The following is a 22756-nucleotide window of genomic DNA, read 5'->3' on the forward strand; positions in this document are numbered from 1 at the left end:
GGTCGGTTTTTTATTGCCTGCGATTTGACCTCGTCACTCAACCCAACCCCACACCGGGAGCACACCCACCACGGGATGCACTCTCCGGACAAAGGCTACTCACCGAAATTGAACACCACCGGCTTCGGCGGAGGACAACCTTCTGGCGGCGGAAAATTCTGAACACCCGCCTCATCGTAACCGGTATAGCAACCGACCAGCTTGTCATCCTTGAAGTTGAATCGCCGCTTGATCACACCCGTCTGGTAATAGCAGACCATTTCTCCCTCACGCCTGGCATACGAATAATCCTTGTACTCTCGCCCCTCGACCGTGATCAGACGAAAGCCCTGTTTTGCCTCCGAACACTCCAACTGTCCATTGGAGTAGTAACTGTTGCGAGTCACATGATCATCAGGCCCCAGCAACACTTCGCGAACTTTTCGGCCATCCTGGACATGCCGGACACTTTGCTCATTGCCGAACAGATACTCAGCCTCAAAGTCGAACTGGCCGTTATTAAAGCCACCTCGCTGCTTGCCGCAGAGCTTGATACGGGTGTACTTCCCGTCCGCCACATGGCAATAGTTTTTATCCTCGACCAACACTCCAGCCTCATCAAATGACTGAAGATTGCCAATTGGCTCGCCCGCTTCGTAGGTAGCCACCCGATCGGGCCTCCCATTGGGATGAAAGTCTCGAAAAGCACCGTCTATCGAACCGTTACGCCAGGAGATATCCGAGCGCAACACAGCACCGTCCTCGCTGTAAGTCAGCGCACGCCCGTCAATCCGGCCATTGGCATAGTTGGCCGAATAGGTAAGCTTGCCATTGGCGGCATAGGTTTCTTTGAGCCCATCAAGAACGTCGGCACGATAATGCTCGACGAGGCGCAACACGCCTGCCGCATCAACTTCCCGCAACTCTCCCTGCTTCTTGCCGGCGACGAAATTGACAGTCTGCACACGCCCATCCTGAACGTTCAACTTCCAGGTGCCTTCGCGAACGCCCCACAGGTAACTGCCCTCGCCACTCCTGGTAATCCAGTAACCATGCTGCTGACTCTTTACGAAATCGCCGCGCTGGACGATCTCACCATGGCTCATGCGCTCGGTAGGACCGTCGAACTCACCGTGCTTGTAGGTATCAAACCCCGACAGCTCGCCCTCCCCCGATTGCGCACGAATGACCCAGCGCCCCTCATAAAAGTCATCGACGATCATGCCTTCTGAAACGGTATCCTCATCCTGAACAATCCAGCGCCCCTGGCGCAGCCCGTCCACGTAGGCACCGCTAGACTCACCCGACTCTTCGAAGATGACCCAGCTGCCAGACTGCTTACCCTGAACAAATGCACCACGCGCCAGTAGCCTGCCCTCACTCAACAACACCGATACACCGTCTTCCGATCCTCGATACTGCTTCGGATCAGTTTCCCAGGCCACTCTGCTAACCCTATAGGCAGAGCCGACATCGTCCTCCGAAGGATAGACACGTTCATAAGTGACCGTCAGCCAATGCCCGTCACGATTCTCGAAAGTCTTCTTATAGGTGTCACGATGACCATCCTCCGGTCCATGCACCGCAGAAGCCGGGACGCCATCAACGCCAAAATACCCCACCAGCGTTCCGCCAGCAGGATCGAGCGCATCGAATTCGACAATGCCGGTTCTCACCATGGGCCGACCGTAGTCATAAGGTGGCAACTTAACGAGTTCGCGCTGGACGAGGGCGGCATTGAGGGTTTTATGACCACTGGCAATTCGATCCAGAACCGACTGCAGGGTTTCGAGTCGGCGGTATCGGCCCGTCTGCGGGGAGAACCGGTAACCACGAAGCGCATATCGCCCCGAAGCCCGGGAAAGCACGATCAGCGTCTCAATGTCGCTGTCGAGGCTGGCATAGAACACCGACTCAATACTCGCATCACCGAAGTTATCCAGTAATTGTGGCGCCTCATCAGGCGACTCGCACAGACAGGTATAACCTTTCACCCCGCCCGCCTCACGGAGAAAGGCCAACGTAGCACCACTGTCCTGAGAGCCCTTTATCACTGGATGCGCCAGCGACTTTCCAACATAAAATGGCTCCGCCAATACCGAGCCGGACACCGAACAGCACAGCACAAACCACAGCAAAAACGACCGCATACGAATCCTTTCGCGCCTGAAGCACTTCAATTCCACCGAACAAAAAAATGGCGAGCCGAACGGCTCGCCAGTCAATCAACCATCCATTAACGCCACGGCAATATCGGAATCGCCGTCACCGCATTCTGCGGACTGCCTTCGATCAAGCGATCGCTGTACACCAGATACACCAGCGTATTGCGCTTCTTGTCGAGGAAACGCACCACCTGCATGGTCTTGAAGACTAGCGAAGTACGCTCCTTGAACACTTCTTCGCCATCCTTCAACTCACCCTTGAAGTTGATCGGACCGACCTGACGACACGCAATGGACGCTTCCGCCCGATCTTCAGCCAAGCCCAAACCACCCTTCACACCGCCCGTCTTGGCTCGGGACAGATAGCAGGTCACGCCTTCGACCTTCGGATCATCAAATGCCTCGACGACGATGCGGTCGTTCGGGCCGACGAACTTGAACACCGTCGACACCTGACCAATCTCCTCGGCCGAAGCCAGCAGCGGCATTGCCAACAGCAAGCCCAACAATCCTTTTGCCACGCGCATTCAAATATTCCTTCAGACCAGGATCAGGTTATCGCGATGAACCAGTTCCGGCTCCGCCATGTAACCCAACAGACCGACAATCGCCTCAGACGACTGACCGATGATTTTTTGTGCTTCCAGCGCACTGTAGTTGGCCAGGCCACGGGCGATTTCACGACCGTCCGGCGCCACGCACACCACCATTTCACCGCGACGGAAACTGCCCTGAACCAGTTTGACACCCACCGGCAGCAGGCTTTTATTGCCTTGGGACAAGGCCGTCACCGCACCAGCATCCAGCACCAGCGTGCCGCGAGTTTGCAGATGCCCGGCCAGCCATTGCTTGCGCGCCGCCAGCATGCCGCGCTCCGGCGACAGCAAGGTGCCGATGCGCTCGCCTGCCTTCAGGCGATCCAGCACACGCTCAAGGCGCCCACCGACGATGATGGTGTGCGCACCGGAACGCGCTGCCAAGCGCGCCGCACGCAACTTGGTCTGCATGCCGCCACGACCCAACGCACCACCGGTACCGCCTGCGACAGCATCCAGCGCCGGATCATCAGCACGAGCTTCGTAAATCAGCTTGGCATCGGGATTGTTGCGCGGATCGGCGTCGAACATGCCGTCGCGATCCGTCAGGATCACCAGCAAATCAGCCTCGACCAGGTTGGCCACCAGCGCCGCGAGCGTATCGTTGTCGCCGAAACGGATTTCGTCGGTGACCACGGTGTCGTTTTCGTTGATCACCGGGATCACTTTCAACTCGACCAAGGCACGCAAGGTGCTGCGGGCATTCAGGTAGCGCTTGCGGTCAGACAGATCGTCGTGAGTCAGAAGAATCTGCGCAGTGTGCCGGCCATGCTCGGCAAAGCTCGACTCCCACGCCTGAACCAGACCCATCTGACCGATGGCGGCAGCTGCCTGCAATTCGTGCATCGCACTGGGTCGCACGGTCCAGCCCAGACGGCTCATGCCCGCCGCTACCGCCCCGGAGGACACCAGCACCAGCTCGACGCCCGCCTCATGCAAGGCCACCATCTGTTCGACCCAGACACCCATTGCCGCGCGATCCAGGCCCTTGCCGTCCGCCGTCAGCAACGCGCTGCCGATTTTCACGACCCAACGCTGCGCACCTGTCACCTTGCTCCGCATCATCTTCAACCTTAGCTTGAGGGCAGCGCGACCCAGCGCTGCCCGTGACGTTAATCGTGGCTATTTGTTACCAACAATCGATTTCCAGATACTAAAACGCCGCTCCAGGGAGCGGCGTTCAAGTTTATCGCAACAGATCAGTCACGCACGTAAATGATTTCCGGACCGTCTTCGTCATCCACATCTTCTTCATCCCAATCATCGTCACCGATGTCATGGACCGACTTAACGCCGCTGCGACGCAGGGCACGCTGGTCATCCAGGGCCTGCAACTGAGCGCGCGCTTCGTCTTCGATGCGCTGATCGAGCTCGGCCAGCTCTTCCTTGTAGGCCGGATCGTTCGCCAGACGGTCAGCACGATCTTCCATGTAACGCATGATGTCGTGGCAAAGACGCTCGGTACCGAGCTTGGAGATGGCGGAGATCACGTAAACCGGACCGGTCCACTCCAGGCGATCAACGATTTCCTTGACGCGAGCATCGTGCTCTTCTTCAAGGATCTGGTCGCATTTGTTCAGTACCAGCCAGCGATCACGCTCAGCCAGGGACGGGCTGAACTTGGTCAGCTCACTGACGATCACTTCGGCCGCATCCGGGGCACTGGTGTCATCCAGTGGCGCCATGTCCACGAGGTGCAGCAGCAAACGGGTACGCGACAAGTGCTTGAGGAAGCGAATCCCCAGGCCAGCGCCGTCGGAAGCACCTTCGATCAGGCCCGGAATGTCCGCGACCACGAAGCTTTTCCAGCGATCGACGCTGACCACACCCAGGTTCGGCACCAGCGTGGTGAACGGGTAGTCGGCGACTTTCGGCTTGGCGGCCGATACCGAGCGAATGAAGGTACTTTTGCCAGCATTCGGCAAACCCAGCAGACCAACGTCCGCCAACACCTTCATTTCCAGCTTCAGGTCACGCGCCTCACCCGGCTTACCCGGAGTGGTCTGACGCGGAGCGCGGTTGGTACTGGATTTGAAACGGGTGTTACCCAGACCGTGCCAGCCGCCATGGGCCACCAGCAGCTTTTGACCAGCCTTGGTCAGGTCGCCGATCACTTCCTGAGTGGCAGCGTCGATGACCGTGGTGCCGACCGGCACACGCAGTACCAGCTCTTCACCCTTCTTACCGGTGCAGTCGGTGCTGCCGCCGTTGGAACCGCGCTCGGCATCGAAGTGCCGGGTGTAACGGTAGTCCACCAGGGTGTTGAGGTTTTCGTCGGCAATCATGTAGACCGAGCCGCCATCACCACCGTCGCCGCCGTTCGGGCCGCCGTTTTCGATGAATTTCTCGCGACGGAAGCTCATGCAACCGTTGCCGCCGTCACCGGCCTTTACTCGAATCGATACTTCATCAACAAACTTCATAACAAAACGCCTCTCGCCATACGGACGAGCCGAAAAAATCCAGACATAAGACTCTTGCAAAAATGAGCGCAGCGACCTCAATCAACGACCGCAAATCCAGCGCTGGAGCTCATTACAAACAGCTTTGCAAGAGACTCACCCCACAAACGAAAAAGCCCCGTCGCGAGACAGGGCTTTTCCAGCATCTACGTAATTATGCCGCGACGACTTCAGTCTTCGGGACAATGCTCACGTAACGGCGGTTGAAAGCGCCTTTTACTTCAAACTTGATCACGCCGTCGATTTTAGCGAACAGAGTGTGATCTTTACCCATGCCAACACCGTAACCGGCGTGGAATTGGGTGCCGCGCTGACGCACGATGATGTTGCCCGGAATGATAACCTGGCCGCCATACATCTTCACGCCAAGGCGTTTGGCTTCTGAGTCGCGACCGTTACGGGTACTACCACCAGCTTTTTTGTGTGCCATGAGTCAATTCTCCTAGTGAGGAATTAGGCTGAAATTAAGCCTGAATACCGGTGATTTTGATCTCGGTGTACCACTGGCGGTGGCCCATACGCTTCATGTGGTGCTTACGACGACGGAACTTGATGATGCGGACTTTATCGTGACGACCTTGGGAGATCACTTCAGCCACAACGGTAGCGCCAGCAACAACTGGAGCGCCGATGTTCACGTCATCGCCATTGGCGACCAACAGAACGCGATCAAAAGTAACGGATTCGCCGGTAGCGATTTCCAGTTTTTCGATCTTCAGGTATTCACCTGGGGCGACCTTGTATTGCTTGCCACCAGTAACAATTACTGCGTACGACATGGTATTTCTCCGATAATCCTGCTCACCCAGCTCTTTATAAGAAGAGGTATTGGCTGGCATGGCTGCATATGGCTGGAAGGCCAGTTTGCAATTGCGTAAGGCAGGTGCTGCCCAGGAAGTTCAGGGTGCGCGATTGTACGCAAGCTGCCGTGGCGTTGCAAGAGGCCGTCCATCGCGCCTTGACACCCGCCGACGTGGGTCCTAGCATGCCGCGCAACCCTTCTGGAGCGACTGTCGCTGATGCAACCCCAAGCTTTCTACCGCGCGGTGGCGGACGATTTTAGCGCCGTCGACGGCATCATCAAGAAGCAGCTGACTTCCCGAGTGCCGCTGGTATCGAAAATCGGCGATTACATTACCTCGGCCGGCGGTAAACGCCTGCGTCCTTTATTAGTGCTGCTGTGTGGCAAGGCCCTTGGCCGCGAAGGCGACGACCTGCGTCTGCTGGCCGCGACCATCGAGTTCCTGCACACCGCCACCCTGCTGCACGACGACGTGGTCGACATGTCCGGCATGCGCCGCGGCCGTTCGACCGCCAACGCCATGTGGGGCAACGCACCTAGCGTGCTGGTGGGCGACTTCCTGTACTCGCGCTCCTTCGAAATGATGGTCGAACTGGGCTCCATGCCGGTGATGAAGATCCTTTCGCAAGCCACGCGCATCATCGCCGAAGGCGAAGTGTTGCAGCTGTCCAAGGTTCGTGACGCGAGCACTACCGAAGAAACCTACATGGAAGTCATCCGCGGCAAGACCGCGATGCTTTTCGAGGCTTCGACCCACAGCGCCGCCGCCCTCTGCGAAGCCACGCCGGAACAGGCTGAAGCCCTGCGCACGTTTGGTGACCACCTGGGCGTAGCCTTCCAGCTGGTCGACGACCTGCTGGACTACAAAGGTGACGCAGAGACCCTGGGCAAGAACGTCGGTGACGATCTGGCCGAAGGCAAGCCGACCCTGCCGCTGATCTACACCATGCGCGAAGGCACGCCGGAGCAGGCTGCCCTGGTGCGCAAGGCGATCCAGAAAGGTGGCATCGAGGACCTGGAAAGCATTCGCGAGGCCGTTGATGCTTCCGGTTCGCTTGAGTACACCGCGCAACTGGCCCGCGACTACGTGGCCCGTGCGATCAAATGCCTCGACGCGCTGCCCGCCAGCGAATACCGCGATGCATTGGTCGAGCTGAGTGAATTCGCGGTCGCCCGCACTCACTGATCTGCTTTTCGTAGGAGCCGGCTTGCTGGCGATTGCATCACCGCGGTGCTTCTGGAGCACCGCGGCGACTGGATCGCCAGCAAGCCGGCTCCTACAGACCCCCTCCCGGCTAAAACCCTATATAATGTGCGCTTTTTAGCGATCCTGAATCCAAGGAGCTTTAGTGAGCACGTTGCCACCCTGCCCGAAATGCAATTCCGAATACACCTATGAAGACGGCGCGCAGCTGATCTGCCCGGAGTGCGCCCACGAATGGTCTGCCAGCGGCGAAGCTGAAGCGGCGTCCGATGACGCCGTGAAAAAGGATTCGGTGGGCAATGTCCTGCAAGACGGCGACACCATCACCGTGATCAAGGACCTCAAGGTCAAAGGCACATCGCTGGTGGTCAAGGTCGGCACCAAGGTCAAGAACATCCGCTTGTGCGATGGCGATCACGACATCGACTGCAAGATCGACGGCATCGGCCCGATGAAGCTCAAATCCGAGTTCGTCAGAAAAGTCTGAACCTGCTGTATTCCATCCCGCGCCCGGCGTGGGATGGTGCTTCGCCCTCCCCCGCTTCGCCCCGCATTCCCTCGCAATAGCCAAACGCCAGCCGCTTTGACCTTACGCAATCTTTACCCGGAAAAAATCACAAACCGCCAATAGGCCCTTGCTATTTGATGAATAAGAATTATTCTCATTGAAACCAATCAATGGAGATGAGACCCATGACTTATTTGATCGATGCCTGGCTGGACCGCCCACACCCCTACCTCAGGATCCTGCATCGGGAAACCGGGGAAGTCTGTGCGGTGCTTGAAGAAGAAGCCTTGAACGAGCTGCAGGATCAGGGTGACCTGGACGTCAACGGCTTGAGTTCCAGCGAGCCGGTGGTGCTCAAGGAACTGGTGCGCAATCTGTTTCTGTTCTGCTATGCCCGGGCGTTGCGCCCGTCGCATGAACTGCATCACAAGCTAGAAATATGAGAAACCCCACAAAACCTGTAGGAGCGAGGCTTGCCCGCGAACCCGACAACTCGGTTCCGACTTGAAACCGAGGTGATGCATTCGCGAGCAAGCTTCGCTCCTACAGGCTCATGTATTACAGAACGTCGAGCAGCTCGACGTCGAAGACCAGTACGCTGTGCGGCGGAATGCTGCCAACGCCTTGAGCGCCGTAAGCCAGTTCGCTCGGCACGTACAGACGCCATTTGCTGCCAGCGTTCATCAGTTGCAGGGCTTCGGTCCAGCCAGCGATCACGCCGCCTACCGGGAATTCTGCAGGCTGACCGCGCTCGTAGGAGCTGTCGAACACAGTGCCGTCGATCAGGGTGCCGTGGTAGTGAGTACGCACTTGGTCTTCACGGGTCGGCTTGGCGCCTTCACCGGCGGTCAGCACTTCGAATTGCAGACCGGAAGCCAGGGTGGTGATGCCATCGCGCTTGGCGTTTTCAGCCAGGAATGCCAGGCCTTCGCCAGCAGCCGCTTCAGCCTTGGCAGCTGCTTCGGCTTGCATGATTTCGCGGATAACCTTGAAGCTGGCGGACATTTCTTCCTGACCTACACGGCTTTCCTTACCGGCGAAAGCGTCAGTCAGGCCTGCCAGGATTGCGTCCAGGCTAACGCCCGGCGGCGGGTTGTCGCGCAGTTGGTCGCCCAACTGACGGCCAATGCCGTAGCTGACGCGGGTTTCGTCGGTGGACAGATTTACTTCGGACATGACACTGCTCCGCTGTGCGGACGGCCCTGGAACTTGCCGTGCGTGCACAGCGCGTCCCGGAACGCCCGGAACCAAAAGGGCCAGCAGACTAGCACAGATGTCGTTGCGCTGATGAGGGGGTGTCAGTGCTGCCAGGCAGAACCGAAGGCAATCGGCACCTTCAGGCTTTCCCCCGCACTCGCACCCAACCCGCACATTTCATCGTGAACCGATGTATGCACAAGGTTGAATGGCAAGGTGGGAAAGTTATGCAGCACTTCACGCGCATGCTCGACCGAGCGCAGGTGAACCATCTCGCCGTGAGCATCACTCAACGGGTAGGCGGCCCCGTGCATGCGCGCCTCCAACAGGTAGATTCCGCCTTCCATGGAGATCAGGTTCAGCTCATCGACTTTCCCTGCGATGGCATAAGCACGTAACTCTACGAAGTTCATGAACGCACCTCACGCAGCGGCGAGCCAGCATTCATACAGGCATAGGCCTCACAGCATCAAAGTACAAGCCATAAACGCCACCGCCCGTCTGTTTCACACCGTTCATGTAGGAGCGTGCGGTGCGGCGATCCGACTTGTCCGCGAAGAGGTCGTGTCAGTCGACATAAGTGTTGTCTGTCACGACGCCTTCGCGGGCAAGCCTCGCTCCTACAGTGCCTGGTGAGGATCAGTGCTTGGTGAGTTTATCCAGATACCCCATGGCAAACGCCGATACCACGAAGGTCATGTGGATGATCACGTACCACTTCAAATGCTCGGGATCGACGTTTTTGGCGTCCATGAAGATCCGCAGCAGGTGAATCGACGAAATCGCCACGATGGACGCCGCGACCTTCATCTTCAATGAAGACGAATCCATGGTGCCCAGCCAGTTGAGCTTTTCCTTGTTGTCATCGATATCCAGCTCGGAAACGAAGTTCTCGTAGCCGGAAATCATCACCATCACCAGCAAACCGCCTACCAGCGCCATGTCGATCAACGACAGCAGCACCAGAATCAGGTCCGATTCGGCCATCGAGAACACGTTAGGGATGACGTGGAAGACTTCCTGGAAGAATTTCAGCGCCAGGGCCAGCAGCCCGAGGGACAGACCGAAGTAGATCGGCGCCAGCAGCCAGCGGGAGGCGTACATTGCATTTTCGATAAAGCGTTCCATTGAATCTCACACGTGGGCTGGAAATGGCCGCGAGTATACCAGCCACCCGTTACAGCCAGAAACACTCGGAAAATCCGCCACCTGCGCGTGTGTGACAAGGTTTTTCTGCTAGTGTCCAAAGCATTGACACCTCTGCGACATCGGACAGGACGACGGGAAATGGATGTGCGATTGCCTTTAATGAGCGCCGGGATTTGTCTGGCCCTGCTGGTGAGCGGCTGTTCACCGGACGATGACAAACGCCAGGTCAGCCTTGAGGAAAAGACCGCGCAATTCGAAACGTCTCTCGACGCGATCCAGGACCCGAAACTCAAGGATGCCGTGGCCGAACTCGGTGGCTCCCTGCTGCTGCTCGAACGTGCGCAACTCAAACTCGACAGCAAACCGGTGGAAACCGAGTACGGCGCAGATGTCCTCGCCGTGCTCAAGCACTACCCCACGCCACAGGCGCTGGTCGACACGTACATTAACGGCCTGTTTGTGCTGCACAAGGATTCCAGCTCCGACTACCTGACCGATCTGCAACCGGTGTTCCCGTTCAACTTCAACATTCCGGCCGAGTTTCTCTTTCCCCACGGCCTGGAATGGCAGTCAGTGACCTTGAGCAACAAACGCGTGATCCCGTTCCAGCCGGAGTGGTCGGAAACCGATCCGGGCATTCAACTGAGCCCGTCGAGCTCCAACCTGACCAGCCCCGACGATCTCACGGTGACTTACCCCTTCATCGACGGCCTGGGCATGGAAATCAAGAACCAGCCGCAGCCCGTCAGCCTGCAAGGCAAGGTCGAAGTCATCGCCCCGCGCAGGCTCTATAGCTTCGACCTGACCAAAAAAGACGTCGGCCAGACTCGCAGCAATGACAACCTGAGCGTCACGCTGCTGAAGCTGACAAACAACTACGCCGAAATCGAGTTCAGCAACAGCGCGCCGCTGGCCCCGGAAGTCAGCGAGATACCCTTCAACCCGTCGGTCGTCCAGGCCAGGGACGCCACCGGGCAATTTCTCTCACGCTCGGGCTCGATCAACCAAACCGCCGCGCAAATTGCCTTCTACCAGAAACAACTGGCGAAAATGCAACAGCAGAAGAGCTGGAGCGAAGCCTTCGAAAGGCAGCTCGATGAAGAACAACGCGCGTTTGAGAAGCAACAAACCAGGCATTACTCCAAGGTGTATTTCAACGGCCCGATCGAGACCCTTGAAGTCAGCCTGCTGGACTTTTCGGCGGCCACGGTCACGCGCAAGGACCTGGACCTGCCGATCCGTCGCTTCGATCAACACACCACGGCAAAAACCATCCAGCCACTGACTTTACCCGTGGTCGTGTACGACGATCAGGCACCGACCTGGCTCAAAGGCGCAACGCTCAGCGAGGAACAACTGAAGAAGAGCGTCAGCATCCGGCAATCGGTGGACGACCCGAGCGCGGCGCGCATCGAGTTCGATCACACCCGAAGCTTCAACGATGAACTGCTCGGCACGTCCTTCAGCCCTGGCGATAGCCCGGTCAGTTTCTTTACCGAGGACAGCAGCGGTCAACGCGATGAGCCGATCGAACTGCCGCCCGAGGCTTATCAGGTCGATCCCCTGCGCGGCATCATCACTTATGACCTGAACCTGTTCGCGCAAACACCAGCGTTTGCGGTGGGTTCCATGCCGCTGTTCCTGGCCACCGTCGACAAGCAGACACTTGAAACAGACCGGCTGCCCAAAGGCCTGGAACTGAAAGGCAATGCACTGGTGGTTGATCTGAAGCTGTTCCCCGCCCAGGACTGGCGCTTTTTCGCCAGGGACGACAGCGGCCACTATCTCAAGGAGATTCTTTCGGTCATTCACGATGCAAGTGCGCAGGGCCCGGCGTTATTCAGCGTGCATTACTTCTACGGCCAGCCAGCGCAGCTGGAAACCTACCAGCGAACCGATCTCACCACGGTGCAATATGGATTCGAGGTCAAACTCGACAAGGCTGATACGTCCAGCCTCGCCCAATAGTCGTCTCAGTGATCGGGGCGGAACTCGAAGCCGCCCATGTTGCGGCAGCGCCCACCATTGATTTCCCGTAGCTGGGCTTGCAGGTGCAGGCACCAGATTTGCGGGTCATCGGCCAGTTCATAGCCGTGCAACGTCAGGCTTTCAACGATGGTGTCGAGGATCGATTCAGCCGCGAAGGGCCCAGGAAACGGACCTTGGGCTTTGATAGCTGAGGGTTGTTCGCCAGCCATTCCGGCGGCGAAAAGCAAAGTCCACATGCCCGTATCACCAGCCAATGGCTTGATGGCACATTCGATACGGGTCACAAGGCCCAGGCATTGACGGGTGAGGCAGAGGTTGCGCGACATGGCGGCGACCCTCGGTAGATCCGGTATTCAGCTCCCACGGGAGAACTGTCTCGATCCAGTGATTACTGTCGATGTCCTTGAGCTGAGAATAGAAGAAAAGTCAGACCCGCACGCCAACTGAGACCAGAAGGCGCCGAATGGTCATTGTGTGAATATTGACGTCAGAGTGATGGCACTTGTAGGAGCGAGCGGTGCGGCGATCCGACTTGCCCGCGAAAGCCATGACGCGGTTTGCCGGAATAACCGCGTTATCGTTCTTCGCGGGCAAGCCTCGCTCCTACAGGGACTCCTCTGTATCAGGCCGGCTTGGCTTCGACCAACGCTTCCTGTGCCGCTTCTTTCTCGGCTTCTTTCAGGTCTTCTTCGCTGATCATTTCCGCGATCACCCGCAAGCGCTCCACCACCCGCGCATTCACGCTGCCTTCAGGAAATTCGCCATTTTCATCCGGCGCACCGGCAGGCTCGCCGACCAACAGGCTCAGCGCTTCGTCAGCCTGGCGCACTGCGTAAACGTGGAATTGCCCTGCGCGCACCGCCGCCAGCACCTTCTCGTCCAACATCAGCGTCGCCACGTTGGCGTGAGGAATGATCGCCCCCTGCTCACCGGTCAGCCCGCGGGCTTCGCAGAGACGGAAGAAGCCTTCGATCTTCTCGTTGACCCCGCCCACCGCCTGCACTTCGCCGAACTGGTTGATCGAGCCGGTGATTGCAAAGCATTGCTTGAGCGGCGTTTTCGACAACGCCGAAATCAGCGTGCACGCCTCGCCCAACGACGCACTGTCGCCATCGACATAACCGTAGGACTGCTCCAGGGCGATACTCGCGGAAATCGCCAACGGGAATTCCTGAGCGTAACGGCTGCCCAGATACCCGGTGAGGATCATCACGCCTTTGGAGTGAATCGGCTGGCCGAGGTTGACCTCACGCTCGATGTCGACAATGCCGCTGCCACCCGGGTACACCGTGGCGGAAATCCGCGCCGGAACACCAAACGCCGAATCCCCGACTTCCAGCACCGTCAGCCCGTTGCACTTGCCCACGGCCGCGCCATCGGTGTCGATCAGGATGATCCCGGCCAGCATGTCATCGAGAATCCGCGCCGAAACGCGCCCGGTGCGGGTGGCCTTGGCCTTGAGCGCACGCTCGATGTGCCCGGCGTCGGTCATTTCATCGCTGGCCAGGTGACGAATGAAATCCGCCTCGCTGACCAGTTGGAACAAGTCACCGATCCGCGCCGACAAACGCCCCTGGTGCTCGGCCAGACGTGCACTGTAGGTCGCCAGACGCGCCACCGCATCGGCGGTCAGCGGTGCCATGCCTTCTTCGGAGGTACGGGTTTTGAGCAACTGGGCGAACTGCTCCAGGCTTTCGTCGACCATCGGGATGTCTTCGTCGAAGTCCACCAGAACGCGGAACATCTCCTGGAAGTCCGGATCGAGGTCTTGCAGCGTGTAATACAACTGCCGGGCACCGATGATGACGACTTTGACCTGCAACGGAATGTGTTGCGGTGTCAGGGTCACGGTGGCCAGACGCCCCAGCTCACCCAGCGGTGATTCCATTTTCAGTTTGCGCGATTGCAGGGCGCGCTTGAGCGCATCCCATACGAACGGCTCGCTGAGCATTTTTTCTGCTTCAAGGATCAGGAAACCGCCGTTCGCGCGGTGCAGCGCTCCCGGTCGCAACTGGCGATACGTGGTGTAGAGCGCGCCCTGATCGGTGCTGTATTCGATGCGGCCAAACAGGTTTTCGTAGGTCGGGTGCGGCTCGAACACCACCGGTGCACCGCCGCTGGCCGAGTGACCGACCACCAGGCTCGGCGCGTATTGCTCTTCCAGCATCTTGCGCGCCACCGCATCGACCTTGCTGTCGTCGACCAATTGCTCGACCACGGTTTTCAGCAAGTAAACCTGCATGGCTTGCAGGTAACCGCACACCGCCGCGTTCTCGGCGTATTTTTCCGACAACGGCGACAGCAACGGCTGCAAGGCCAGGGTGATGGTTTCTTCGTTGAGGTGGCGCAGCTGATTGCTCGACTCGCGCTTCCACTGCGGCAGGCTGGCGAGTTCTTCGTTCAGACGCTCTTCCAGACCGGAGATGTCTTCGTGGAAACGCTCGCGATCGGCTTCCGGCAACTGGGCGAATTCAGCTTCATCCAGCGCCTTGCCTTCGCTCATCGGGGTAAACGCGATGTTGCTCGCGTCACGGTACAGCGCGACTTCTTTTTCCAGCGCCAGGCGCTCGATGATGTCCAGCGCCTTGTCGTAGCGCTGGTTGAAGGCGCGGTCGATGGCGCTTTTTTTCTGCTGATAAGACGGATGTTCGAAGACCGCCGGGAAGGTCGCCAGCAGGTTGTCGATCAAAGCGTTGATATCACCGATGAACGCGCCGGCCGTGCCCGATGGCAATTCCAGGGCGCGCGGCTCGCGGGGTTCATCGAAATTGTTGACGTAGACCCAATCGGCCGGGGTCTGCAGGCGCTTGCCTTCGGCCTTCAGGTAGCGTTTGACGAACGAAAACCGGCCAGTGCCAGGCTCGCCCATGACGAATACGTTGTAACCGGGGCGTGGCATGGCCACACCAAACTGCAAGGCTTCGACCGCACGTTCCTGGCCAAGCACACCGCGGAAGGGCTCCAGATCATTGGTGGTAGAGAAGCTGAACTGTTCAGCGGAAAACGGACGGGTCAGCGCTTCGGGCGCTAGACGCAAGCTGGCAGCAACAGGATCAGGCATCGGGCTTCCTTACATCAGGCGGGGCAGATAGCGGCATTCTGGCGCTGCCCATACCCCACTTGCAAGGCGCGCCTTTCGCCAAAGCATAGCCAAACGGGCATCCCCAGGCGGGCCGGGTCTAAATCAATGTTTTCAACGAATGTTTCGTAAAAAGTAACGGAACCCTTGGAACGTGCCTAAACTCCAAGCTGCGCGGCTGGAACAATAACCGGCCCACTGGCGCCGTAGTGGTCTGTACGAAAACTCGCCGAGCGGCGATCAGGCAAGGCGAAAACAGACGAGGAAGCGGAGTGTGGGGGACCCACATGAGCATTCCGAGTCTGTTTTCAACGCAGCCTGATCGTCGCGCAGGCAGTTTTCGTACAGAGCCGGGCCAGAACCCTTGTCCATTGGTACGCACATAAAGAGAACAAAGCTATGAAACGGATTCTTCTCGGTACTCTCTTCACCGCTGTATCCATCAACGCTATGGCACAGGCGCCAGGCGGCCCGGATTGCGGGTGGGGCAACATGCTGTTCGAAGGTCAGCGTGGCACCCCGGCACACTTCCTGGCATCCACCACCAACGGCACTTCCGGCAACGCAACGTTCGGTATGACCTCTGGTACCAACGGTTGCGCGACTAATGCGTCGCTGACTTATGGCGGCAAATCCTGGTTTGCCATGAATGGCATGATGAACGAGCTGTCCGAAGACATGGCTAAAGGTAACGGCGAAGCGCTGACGACCTACGCCGTGGTACTGGGCGTGGCGCCGGAAGACCGTGCGCATTTCGCGGCTGTGACTCACGAGCACTTCCAGCAGATCTTCAGCAAGGCTGACGTGACTGCAGAAGATGTGCATACCAACACCCTGGCCGTTTTGAAGGCCGACCCTCGTCTGGCCAAGTACGCAACTCAAGCTTAAGCTCGACCCGCCCGCTCCTTTCGGGGAGCGGGTTTTATTTTTTGGACCTGCCCTCTTTCGGCCATATCGTTCAATTGTAGGAGCCGGCTTGCTGCGGGCGGCGTTCCGACGATGGCATCACCGCGGTGATTCAGAAACACCATGTCGATGCCATCGCCAGCAAGCCGGCTCCTACAAGGACGGATCTTCCGTACCGGGTCTTTATTTTTTTCGACTTAAGTTGCCCACTATGCTCAAACGCCTTGCCTGGCTGGCGCTCTGTGTCTGCGCCCCGCTGTCCGCCGCGCCTCACATCGACAATCAACGTTTGCAGCAACTGGCCAACGACCCCTTCTGGATTTCCCTGGGGCATTACGAAACCGCCAAACTCGGTGGCTGGCGCAGCTATGTCAGCGACAGGAAGTTCTTTCTGGCGCCCGATGGCAACGAACACCCCGACCACGAACTGGCGGCCACCGTGCAGGCGCTGTACGCCCCGGCCAGTGCCGGCGAAAAACATGCGCAATGCGTCTACCCGGCGCGTACCCGCTGGCTCAAGGCGCAACTCAACCTGACTGATTTGCCGGCCCTGGACTGTGCCGAATTCAAGCAATGGTTCAAGGATGTCTCGCCCCACAGCGCGGTAATGATTTTCCCGGCAGCCTACTTGAACAGTCCGTCATCGATGTTCGGCCACACGCTGCTGCGCATCGATCAGGCGGATGTGCAGAGCGACAAAACGTCATTGCTCAGCTACGCCATCAACTTCGGCGCCTACATCGAAGGTTCCGACAACAGCATTCTCTACGCCTGGAAAGGTTTGATGGGCGGCTACCCGGGCCTGTTTGCGCTGGTGCCGTATCAGGAAAAACTCTCGGAATACCGCAGCCTCGAAAACCGTGACCTGTGGGAATACCGGCTGAACCTGACACAGCAGGAAACCGAGCGCATGGTCGAGCACGTCTGGGAACTCAAGCAGATCCAGTTCGACTATTTCTTCTTCGACGAAAACTGCTCCTATCGCCTGCTGGAACTGCTGCAAGTGGCGCGTCCAAGCCTGCGCCTGACCGAACAATTCCCGCTGACCGCAATCCCCACCGACACGGTCAAAGCGGTAAAAGAAGCCGGCCTGGTGGAGTCCATTCAGTATCGGCCTTCCCGCGAACGCGAACTGCTTAGCCGCGCCGAACCGTTGAATCCTGAAGAGCAGCAGTGGGTACTGAAAGTCAGCGCCGACCAGAAACAGTTGCAGGAACCGGCGTTCAAGGCGCAACCGCGCGAACGTCAGGCGCTGATCATCGACGCGGCTTACCGGCTCGAACGCTACCGCGCCAACGGCCAGGAACGCGACCCGCAGCGAGCTCAGCGCAGTTTTGAGTTGCTGCGGGCGATCAACCAGAACCCGGCGCCGGAGCTGGACATCCCGCAACCGGGCTTGCCCGAAGATGGCCATGAATCGCGCACCTGGCAGGCCGGTCTCGGCACCCGGGGCGACAAGGCCTTTGGCGAATATGGCCTGCGCATGGCGTATCACGATCTCAACGACAACTCGGAAAGCTTTCCCCTCGGCGCGCAGATCGAAATCCTGCAAATGAAACTGCGCCAGTACGAAGGCAATCAGTGGCAGTTGCAGCAACTGGATCTGGCGACCATTCGCTCCCTGACCCCGCGCAACGAGCTGCTGCAACCGCTGTCGTGGCAGGTCACCGGCGGCCTGGAGCGGGTGCCGGGCAAACATGACGATGAAACCCTCGTCAGTCATGTCAACGGCGGTGGTGGCGGCACGTGGCAACTGGGCGACGACATGCTCGGTTTTGCCTTGGGCACCGTGCGCGTCGAGCACAACAACGACTTCGCCGGTTTCATCGCCCCGGCGGCGGGTTTCAACAGCGGTGTGCTATGGAAGAATCCGCTGGGGAATTTCAGCCTGGAGGCCAAGGGGGATTTCTTCACCAATGGCGAAGTGCGCCGTAGTTTGAGTCTGAACCAGCAGTGGGAATTGTCGCGTAACCTGGGTCTGCGTCTGAGCGCCCAACGCGAATTCAGCCATCTGGCCACACCTGAGAATGAAGTGATGCTTGAGCTGAAGTGGTATCACTACTGACCTGACACACCACCTTCCCTGTGGGAGCGGGCTTGCTCGCGAAGGCGTAGTGTCATTCAACACTGATGGTGACTGACAATACGCCTTCGCGAGCAAGCCCGCTCCCACATTGGATCTGTGTTGTTCAACGGATTCATCACAGGCCTTTCACGAAGGTCTCACGAATGCACTTCTAGACTTGAACCATAGGCCGTTGAACGGCCGGGAGTCCGAGATGTGGCGTTGCGTGGGTGTGGTGGGTGTGTTGCTGTTGTGCGCGGGTTGCCAGACGACTCACGAAGACCTGATTGCCAAGGGTTATCCTCCGGCATTCGCCGATGGTTTCGATGACGGCTGCAGCAGTGGTCGACAGGCCGCCGGGGCGATCACCGGTGAATTTCGCAAGAACGTGCCGCGGTATCTCAAGGACAAGCCATACGCCGAAGGCTGGAGCGATGGCTTCCGCCAATGCCAGGCCATGCGCGAAAGCGAAGACCGCGAGGACTATCGCAGCCATCACTGGGACGAACGTGAAAAAGCCTGGCAACAGCAGAAAGATCAGGACGCCGCCCGTGCGTTTCGCTCGCAATGAGTCGCTGACAGACATCCGCCGAAACTAAAAGCCTGTGACCATGGCCTAAACCTCATAACGGGAGGAAACCATGAGTCGCGCCTTCGTCAATGAAGATAACGCCGCCGCGCAAGTTGATCAGCCCGTCGAACGGCAGGTCAGCACGCAGCCCAATTACGTCACGCCCGCAGGCCTTGCCCAGTTGCAGGCAAAAGTCGCCGGGTTGCAACAATTGCACAATGAACAATCGGCCAAAGGCGAGCAGGCCGACAAGCAACGCCTGGTGGACCTTGAGCGGGATTTGCGCTACTTCAATCAGCGCCTGCAAAGCGCTCAAGTCGTGACCGCCGCCAGTTCAACGCAAAAGGTGCAGATCGGCAGCCGCGTGACCTTCGCCGACGAGCACAGCACCGAGCAAACCGTGCAACTGGTCGGTGAAGACCAGGCCGACGCGTCTGCGGGCCTGATCAACTGGGGTTCACCGCTGGGCCGGGCATTGCTTGGGGCGCAACTCGGCGACGAGGTGCTGTGGCAACGCCCGGCGGGCGATCAGACGATCGAAATCATCCGCATCGAACCGGCTTAAACCACGCCCTGGGCGAGCATGGCGTCGGCGACTTTGACGAAACCGGCAATGTTCGCGCCTTTGACGTAGTTGATGCGGCCGTTCTCTTCGCCGTAATGCACGCACGCATGGTGGATCGACTGCATGATCCCGTGGAGCTTGCTGTCCACTTCCCCGCCGGTCCACAGCAGACGCATGGCGTTCTGCGACATCTCCAGCCCGCTCACCGCGACACCGCCGGCGTTGGACGCCTTGCCCGGCGCGAACAGAATCCCGGCCTCGATAAACAGGTCCACGGCGTCCAGGGTGGTCGGCATGTTCGCGCCTTCCGCCACGCAGATGCAGCCGTTGCGCAGCAACGTGCGCGCGGCCTCGGCATCCAGTTCGTTTTGAGTGGCGCAGGGCAGCGCGATGTCGCACGCCAGATCCCACGGGCACTGACCCGCACGGAACTCCAGGCCGAAACGCGTGGCCAGTTCGCTGATCCGTCCACGCTTGACGTTTTTCAGCTCCAACAGCGCCAGCCACTGTTCTTCGGTCAAACCCGCCTCGCAGTACAGCGTGCCTTCGGAGTCCGAGAGCGAAATCACCTTGCCGCCCAGGTCCATGACCTTGCGCGCCGCGTACTGCGCAACGTTGCCGGAACCCGAGATCGCTACGCGCTTGCCTTCGACGGCTTCACCGCTGCGCTTGAGCATTTCCTCGGCGAAGTACACGCAGCCGAAACCGGTGGCTTCCGGACGAATCAGGCTGCCGCCATAGCTCGGGCCCTTGCCGGTCAGCACGCTGGTGAACTGGTTGCTCAGGCGCTTGTACTGGCCGAACAGGAAACCGATCTCGCGGGCACCGACGCCGATGTCGCCGGCCGGCACGTCAACGTCTGCACCGATGTGGCGGTACAACTCGCTCATGAAGGCCTGGCAGAAGCGCATGACTTCCGCGTCGCTTTTGCCTTTCGGGTCGAAGTCCGAGCCACCCTTGCCACCGCCCATGGGCAACGAGGTCAGGGAGTTTTTGAAGGTTTGTTCGAAGGCGAGGAATTTCAGTACGCCGAGGTTCACCGATGGATGGAAACGCAAGCCGCCCTTGTACGGACCGATCGCGCTGTTCATCTGGATGCGGAAACCGCGATTGACCTGCACCTTGCCGTGATCGTCGACCCAGGAAACACGGAACACAATCGCCCGCTCCGGCTCGCAGATCCGCTCCAGAATGCCGGAGGTCAGATAATGCGGATTGGCTTCGAGAAATGGCCACAGACTGCGCAGGACCTCTTCGACGGCCTGGTGGAATTCAGGTTGGTCCGGGTCGCGTTTTTTCAGTCGGGCAAGGAAGGTTTCGACGGATTCGATCATGGAAAAGTCTCGGCAAATTTATTGTCGTTGGAAGAGATTGGGCCGGACTTTAGCAAACGGAGTGCGCACAGTAATAGAGCAAAATGTCGCGTTTATGAAATTAAATGGTGCGCAGGATATAAATAAACTCCATTTTCAGGCTGATTTCGCACCTAAAAAGGGATTCACAAATTGGATCATGCACCAGTAGTGATTCCGCTTTCGCGAGCAAGCTTTGCTCCTACAGTTGATCGCGTCCCCTGTAGGAGCAAAGCTTGCTCGCGATGAGTTCGCCACGATGCCACTGAAAAAACGCATAAAAAAACGGAGCCCCGAAGGCTCCGTTTTTTCATGCAACCAACCCGAAATCAGGCCAGTTTCTTGTGCCGTACACGATGCGGCTGGGAAGCCGCTTCGCCGAGGCGTTTCTTACGGTCGGCTTCGTACTCGGTGTAGTTACCTTCGAAGAACACCGCTTGCGAATCGTCTTCATACGCCAGGATGTGCGTCGCAACGCGGTCAAGGAACCACCGATCGTGAGAGATCACAATGGCGGCGCCCGGGAAGTCCAGCAGGGCTTCTTCCAGGGAACGCAGGGTTTCAACGTCGAGGTCGTTGGACGGTTCGTCGAGCAGCAGGACGTTGCCGCCCTCTTTCAGGGTCAAGGCCAGGTGCAAGCGACCGCGCTCACCACCGGACAGGTCCTTGACGAACTTCTGCTGATCGCCGCCCTTGAAGTTGAAGCGACCGACGTAGGTACGCGACGGGATCTCGTAGTTGCCGATGCGGATCTGATCCGAACCGTCGGAAATTTGCTGGAACACAGTCTTGCTGCCGTCCAGGTCTTCGCGGCTCTGATCGACGCAGGCCAGTTGCACGGTTTCGCCGACTTCGATGCTGCCCGAATCCGGTTGTTCCTTGCCCATCAGCATCCGGAACAGCGTCGACTTACCGGCACCGTTACCGCCGATCACGCCAACGATGGCGCCTTTAGGCATGGAGAACGACAGGTTGTCGATCAGCACGCGATCGCCGTAGCCCTTGGAAACGTTCTTGAACTCGATGACCTTGTCGCCCAGGCGCGGACCGGCCGGGATGTAGATTTCGTTGGTTTCCGAACGCTTCTGGAATTCCTGCGATTGCATTTCTTCGAAACGTTGCAGACGTGCCTTGGATTTGGACTGGCGGGCCTTGGCGCCTTTGCGCACCCACTCCAGTTCTTCCTTCATGGCTTTTTCGTGGGCCGACTGCTGCTTGGATTCGGCAGCGAGACGATCGGACTTGGCTTCAAGCCAACCCGAATAGTTGCCCTCGTACGGGATACCGGCGCCGCGGTCGAGCTCGAGGATCCAGCCAGCAACGTTGTCCAGGAAGTAACGGTCGTGCGTGATCGCAACGACAGTGCCCGGGAAGTCGTGGAGGAAGTGTTCCAGCCAGGCGACGGAATCGGCGTCCAGGTGGTTGGTCGGTTCGTCGAGCAGCAGCATGTCCGGTGCGGACAGCAGCAGGCGGCACAGGGCCACACGACGCTTTTCACCACCGGAAAGGAATTCGACCTTGGCATCCCAGGCCGGCAGGCGCAGCGCATCGGCGGCGACTTCCAGTTGGCGATCCAGGTTGTGACCGTCGCTGGCTTGCAGGATGGCTTCGAGCTTGGCCTGTTCGGCGGCCAGTTTGTCGAAGTCGGCATCTTCATCAGCGTAAGCCGCGTAGACCTCGTCCAGGCGTGCCTGGGCGTTCTTGATCACGCTGACCGCTTCCTCGACCACTTCACGCACGGTCTTGGTCGGGTCCAGGATCGGTTCCTGTGGCAGGTAGCCGATGTTCAGCTCCGGCATCGGACGGGCTTCGCCCTCGAACTCGGTGTCGACGCCGGCCATGATTTTCAGCAGCGTGGATTTACCCGAACCGTTGAGGCCGAGCACGCCGATCTTAGCGCCGGGGAAGAAGGACAGCGAAATGTTTTTCAGGATTTCCCGCTTCGGCGGAACAACTTTGCCCAGCCGATGCATGGTGAAGACGTATTGAGCCATGGAGAACCTTGGGTCAGTGACAGATGAATGATTGGAGCGCAGGCGATGCCCGGCCAGGCCGTGCGCGTCGACGACTGATAGGTATCAATGCTGCGCGCTGAAAAAACCTGATTCTAGGAGCTGGAACGCTCCCGCGTAACCGGCAAAGCTACCTTATTGACAGAAGGCAGTCC

General features: G+C 58.7%; 21 protein-coding genes. 8 read left to right on the top strand and 13 right to left on the bottom strand.

All coding sequences use genetic code 11. From position 1 onward, the window contains the following. Nucleotides 1-95: 95 nt before the first annotated feature. The 6 genes from IB245_RS15490 to rplU all read right to left on the bottom strand — a co-directional run bounded on the left by IB245_RS15490 (nucleotide 96) and on the right by rplU (nucleotide 5981). Nucleotides 96-2204, bottom strand: coding sequence for a toxin-antitoxin system YwqK family antitoxin (locus tag IB245_RS15490; protein ID WP_192228004.1), 2109 nt, complete (start codon nucleotides 2202-2204; stop codon nucleotides 96-98). An 11-nt stretch (nucleotides 2205-2215) separates the two neighbouring features. Continuing rightward, a complete protein-coding gene (locus tag IB245_RS15495) occupies nucleotides 2216-2671 on the bottom strand; it encodes a CreA family protein (RefSeq protein ID WP_192228005.1) in 456 nt (151 codons plus the stop codon). Between the two features lie 12 nt (nucleotides 2672-2683). Further along, nucleotides 2684-3802 carry a glutamate 5-kinase gene (proB, locus tag IB245_RS15500; RefSeq protein ID WP_017340857.1) on the bottom strand — a complete coding sequence of 373 codons (1119 nt, stop codon included), beginning with the start codon at nucleotides 3800-3802 and terminating at the stop codon, nucleotides 2684-2686. Nucleotides 3803-3939: 137 nt separating this feature from the next. Continuing rightward, a complete protein-coding gene (cgtA, locus tag IB245_RS15505; protein WP_008037904.1) occupies nucleotides 3940-5163 on the bottom strand; it encodes an Obg family GTPase CgtA in 1224 nt (407 codons plus the stop codon). Nucleotides 5164-5356: 193 nt separating this feature from the next. Then, complete coding sequence (gene rpmA / locus IB245_RS15510) at nucleotides 5357-5632, bottom strand: 50S ribosomal protein L27 (RefSeq protein ID WP_003215862.1); 276 nt, start codon at nucleotides 5630-5632, stop codon at nucleotides 5357-5359. A 34-nt stretch (nucleotides 5633-5666) separates the two neighbouring features. Then, on the bottom strand, nucleotides 5667-5981 hold the full coding sequence (rplU, locus tag IB245_RS15515) for a 50S ribosomal protein L21 (protein ID WP_003176051.1): 315 nt from the start codon (nucleotides 5979-5981) through the stop codon (nucleotides 5667-5669). Between the two features lie 240 nt (nucleotides 5982-6221). On the opposite strand from rplU, the gene IB245_RS15520 reads away from it, so the two are divergent. The 3 genes from IB245_RS15520 to IB245_RS15530 all read left to right on the top strand — a co-directional run bounded on the left by IB245_RS15520 (nucleotide 6222) and on the right by IB245_RS15530 (nucleotide 8159). Beyond that, a complete protein-coding gene (locus tag IB245_RS15520) occupies nucleotides 6222-7190 on the top strand; it encodes a polyprenyl synthetase family protein (protein WP_008028837.1) in 969 nt (322 codons plus the stop codon). Nucleotides 7191-7353: 163 nt separating this feature from the next. Then, entirely contained in the window at nucleotides 7354-7695 is a 342-nt protein-coding gene (locus IB245_RS15525; RefSeq protein WP_008028840.1) for a zinc ribbon domain-containing protein YjdM, read from the top strand. A 206-nt stretch (nucleotides 7696-7901) separates the two neighbouring features. Next, entirely contained in the window at nucleotides 7902-8159 is a 258-nt protein-coding gene (locus tag IB245_RS15530; RefSeq protein ID WP_008028843.1) for a hypothetical protein, read from the top strand. Nucleotides 8160-8274: 115 nt separating this feature from the next. Here IB245_RS15530 and IB245_RS15535 read toward each other — a convergent pair whose 3' ends face one another. From IB245_RS15535 to IB245_RS15545, 3 genes are all read right to left on the bottom strand, one after another. Continuing rightward, nucleotides 8275-8892: an FKBP-type peptidyl-prolyl cis-trans isomerase gene (locus tag IB245_RS15535; RefSeq protein ID WP_008028844.1), complete on the bottom strand. Its 618-nt coding sequence runs from the start codon at nucleotides 8890-8892 to the stop codon at nucleotides 8275-8277. A gap of 122 nt (nucleotides 8893-9014) precedes the next feature. Beyond that, nucleotides 9015-9326 carry a DUF6482 family protein gene (locus IB245_RS15540; protein ID WP_008028846.1) on the bottom strand — a complete coding sequence of 104 codons (312 nt, stop codon included), beginning with the start codon at nucleotides 9324-9326 and terminating at the stop codon, nucleotides 9015-9017. A gap of 226 nt (nucleotides 9327-9552) precedes the next feature. Continuing rightward, nucleotides 9553-10041: a TIGR00645 family protein gene (locus IB245_RS15545; RefSeq protein ID WP_008037914.1), complete on the bottom strand. Its 489-nt coding sequence runs from the start codon at nucleotides 10039-10041 to the stop codon at nucleotides 9553-9555. Between the two features lie 159 nt (nucleotides 10042-10200). On the opposite strand from IB245_RS15545, the gene IB245_RS15550 reads away from it, so the two are divergent. Beyond that, the gene (locus tag IB245_RS15550; RefSeq protein WP_192228006.1) at nucleotides 10201-12030 is read left to right on the top strand and encodes a hypothetical protein; all 1830 of its coding nucleotides are present in this window, start codon (nucleotides 10201-10203) and stop codon (nucleotides 12028-12030) included. A 5-nt stretch (nucleotides 12031-12035) separates the two neighbouring features. Here the strand turns inward: IB245_RS15550 and IB245_RS15555 are convergent, their stop codons facing one another. Together IB245_RS15555 and IB245_RS15560 are read right to left on the bottom strand one after the other, a co-directional pair. Next, the gene (locus IB245_RS15555; RefSeq protein WP_008028851.1) at nucleotides 12036-12377 is read right to left on the bottom strand and encodes a hypothetical protein; all 342 of its coding nucleotides are present in this window, start codon (nucleotides 12375-12377) and stop codon (nucleotides 12036-12038) included. A 296-nt stretch (nucleotides 12378-12673) separates the two neighbouring features. Continuing rightward, complete coding sequence (locus IB245_RS15560; RefSeq protein ID WP_192228007.1) at nucleotides 12674-15112, bottom strand: Lon protease family protein; 2439 nt, start codon at nucleotides 15110-15112, stop codon at nucleotides 12674-12676. A 417-nt stretch (nucleotides 15113-15529) separates the two neighbouring features. Between IB245_RS15560 and IB245_RS15565 the strand changes: the two genes are divergently transcribed. The 4 genes from IB245_RS15565 to IB245_RS15580 all read left to right on the top strand — a co-directional run bounded on the left by IB245_RS15565 (nucleotide 15530) and on the right by IB245_RS15580 (nucleotide 19237). Beyond that, entirely contained in the window at nucleotides 15530-16018 is a 489-nt protein-coding gene (locus IB245_RS15565; protein ID WP_008028855.1) for a DUF3015 domain-containing protein, read from the top strand. A gap of 229 nt (nucleotides 16019-16247) precedes the next feature. Continuing rightward, complete coding sequence (locus IB245_RS15570) at nucleotides 16248-18101, top strand: DUF4105 domain-containing protein (RefSeq protein ID WP_192228008.1); 1854 nt, start codon at nucleotides 16248-16250, stop codon at nucleotides 18099-18101. A 214-nt stretch (nucleotides 18102-18315) separates the two neighbouring features. Beyond that, on the top strand, nucleotides 18316-18672 hold the full coding sequence (locus IB245_RS15575) for a hypothetical protein (RefSeq protein ID WP_008028859.1): 357 nt from the start codon (nucleotides 18316-18318) through the stop codon (nucleotides 18670-18672). A gap of 70 nt (nucleotides 18673-18742) precedes the next feature. Further along, nucleotides 18743-19237, top strand: a complete 495-nt coding sequence (locus IB245_RS15580; protein ID WP_008037922.1) for a GreA/GreB family elongation factor — start codon at nucleotides 18743-18745, stop codon at nucleotides 19235-19237. Here IB245_RS15580 and gdhA read toward each other — a convergent pair. Together gdhA and ettA are read right to left on the bottom strand one after the other, a co-directional pair. Further along, entirely contained in the window at nucleotides 19234-20571 is a 1338-nt protein-coding gene (gdhA, locus tag IB245_RS15585; protein WP_192228009.1) for an NADP-specific glutamate dehydrogenase, read from the bottom strand. The two genes, IB245_RS15580 and gdhA, sit on opposite strands and share 4 nt — an antisense overlap. 347 nt (nucleotides 20572-20918) lie before the next feature. Next, nucleotides 20919-22583: an energy-dependent translational throttle protein EttA gene (gene ettA, locus IB245_RS15590; RefSeq protein WP_008028865.1), complete on the bottom strand. Its 1665-nt coding sequence runs from the start codon at nucleotides 22581-22583 to the stop codon at nucleotides 20919-20921. Nucleotides 22584-22756: the final 173 nt, after the last annotated feature.

The organism is Pseudomonas sp. PDM02, assembly GCF_014852285.1.
Classification (GTDB): domain Bacteria; phylum Pseudomonadota; class Gammaproteobacteria; order Pseudomonadales; family Pseudomonadaceae; genus Aquipseudomonas; species Aquipseudomonas migulae.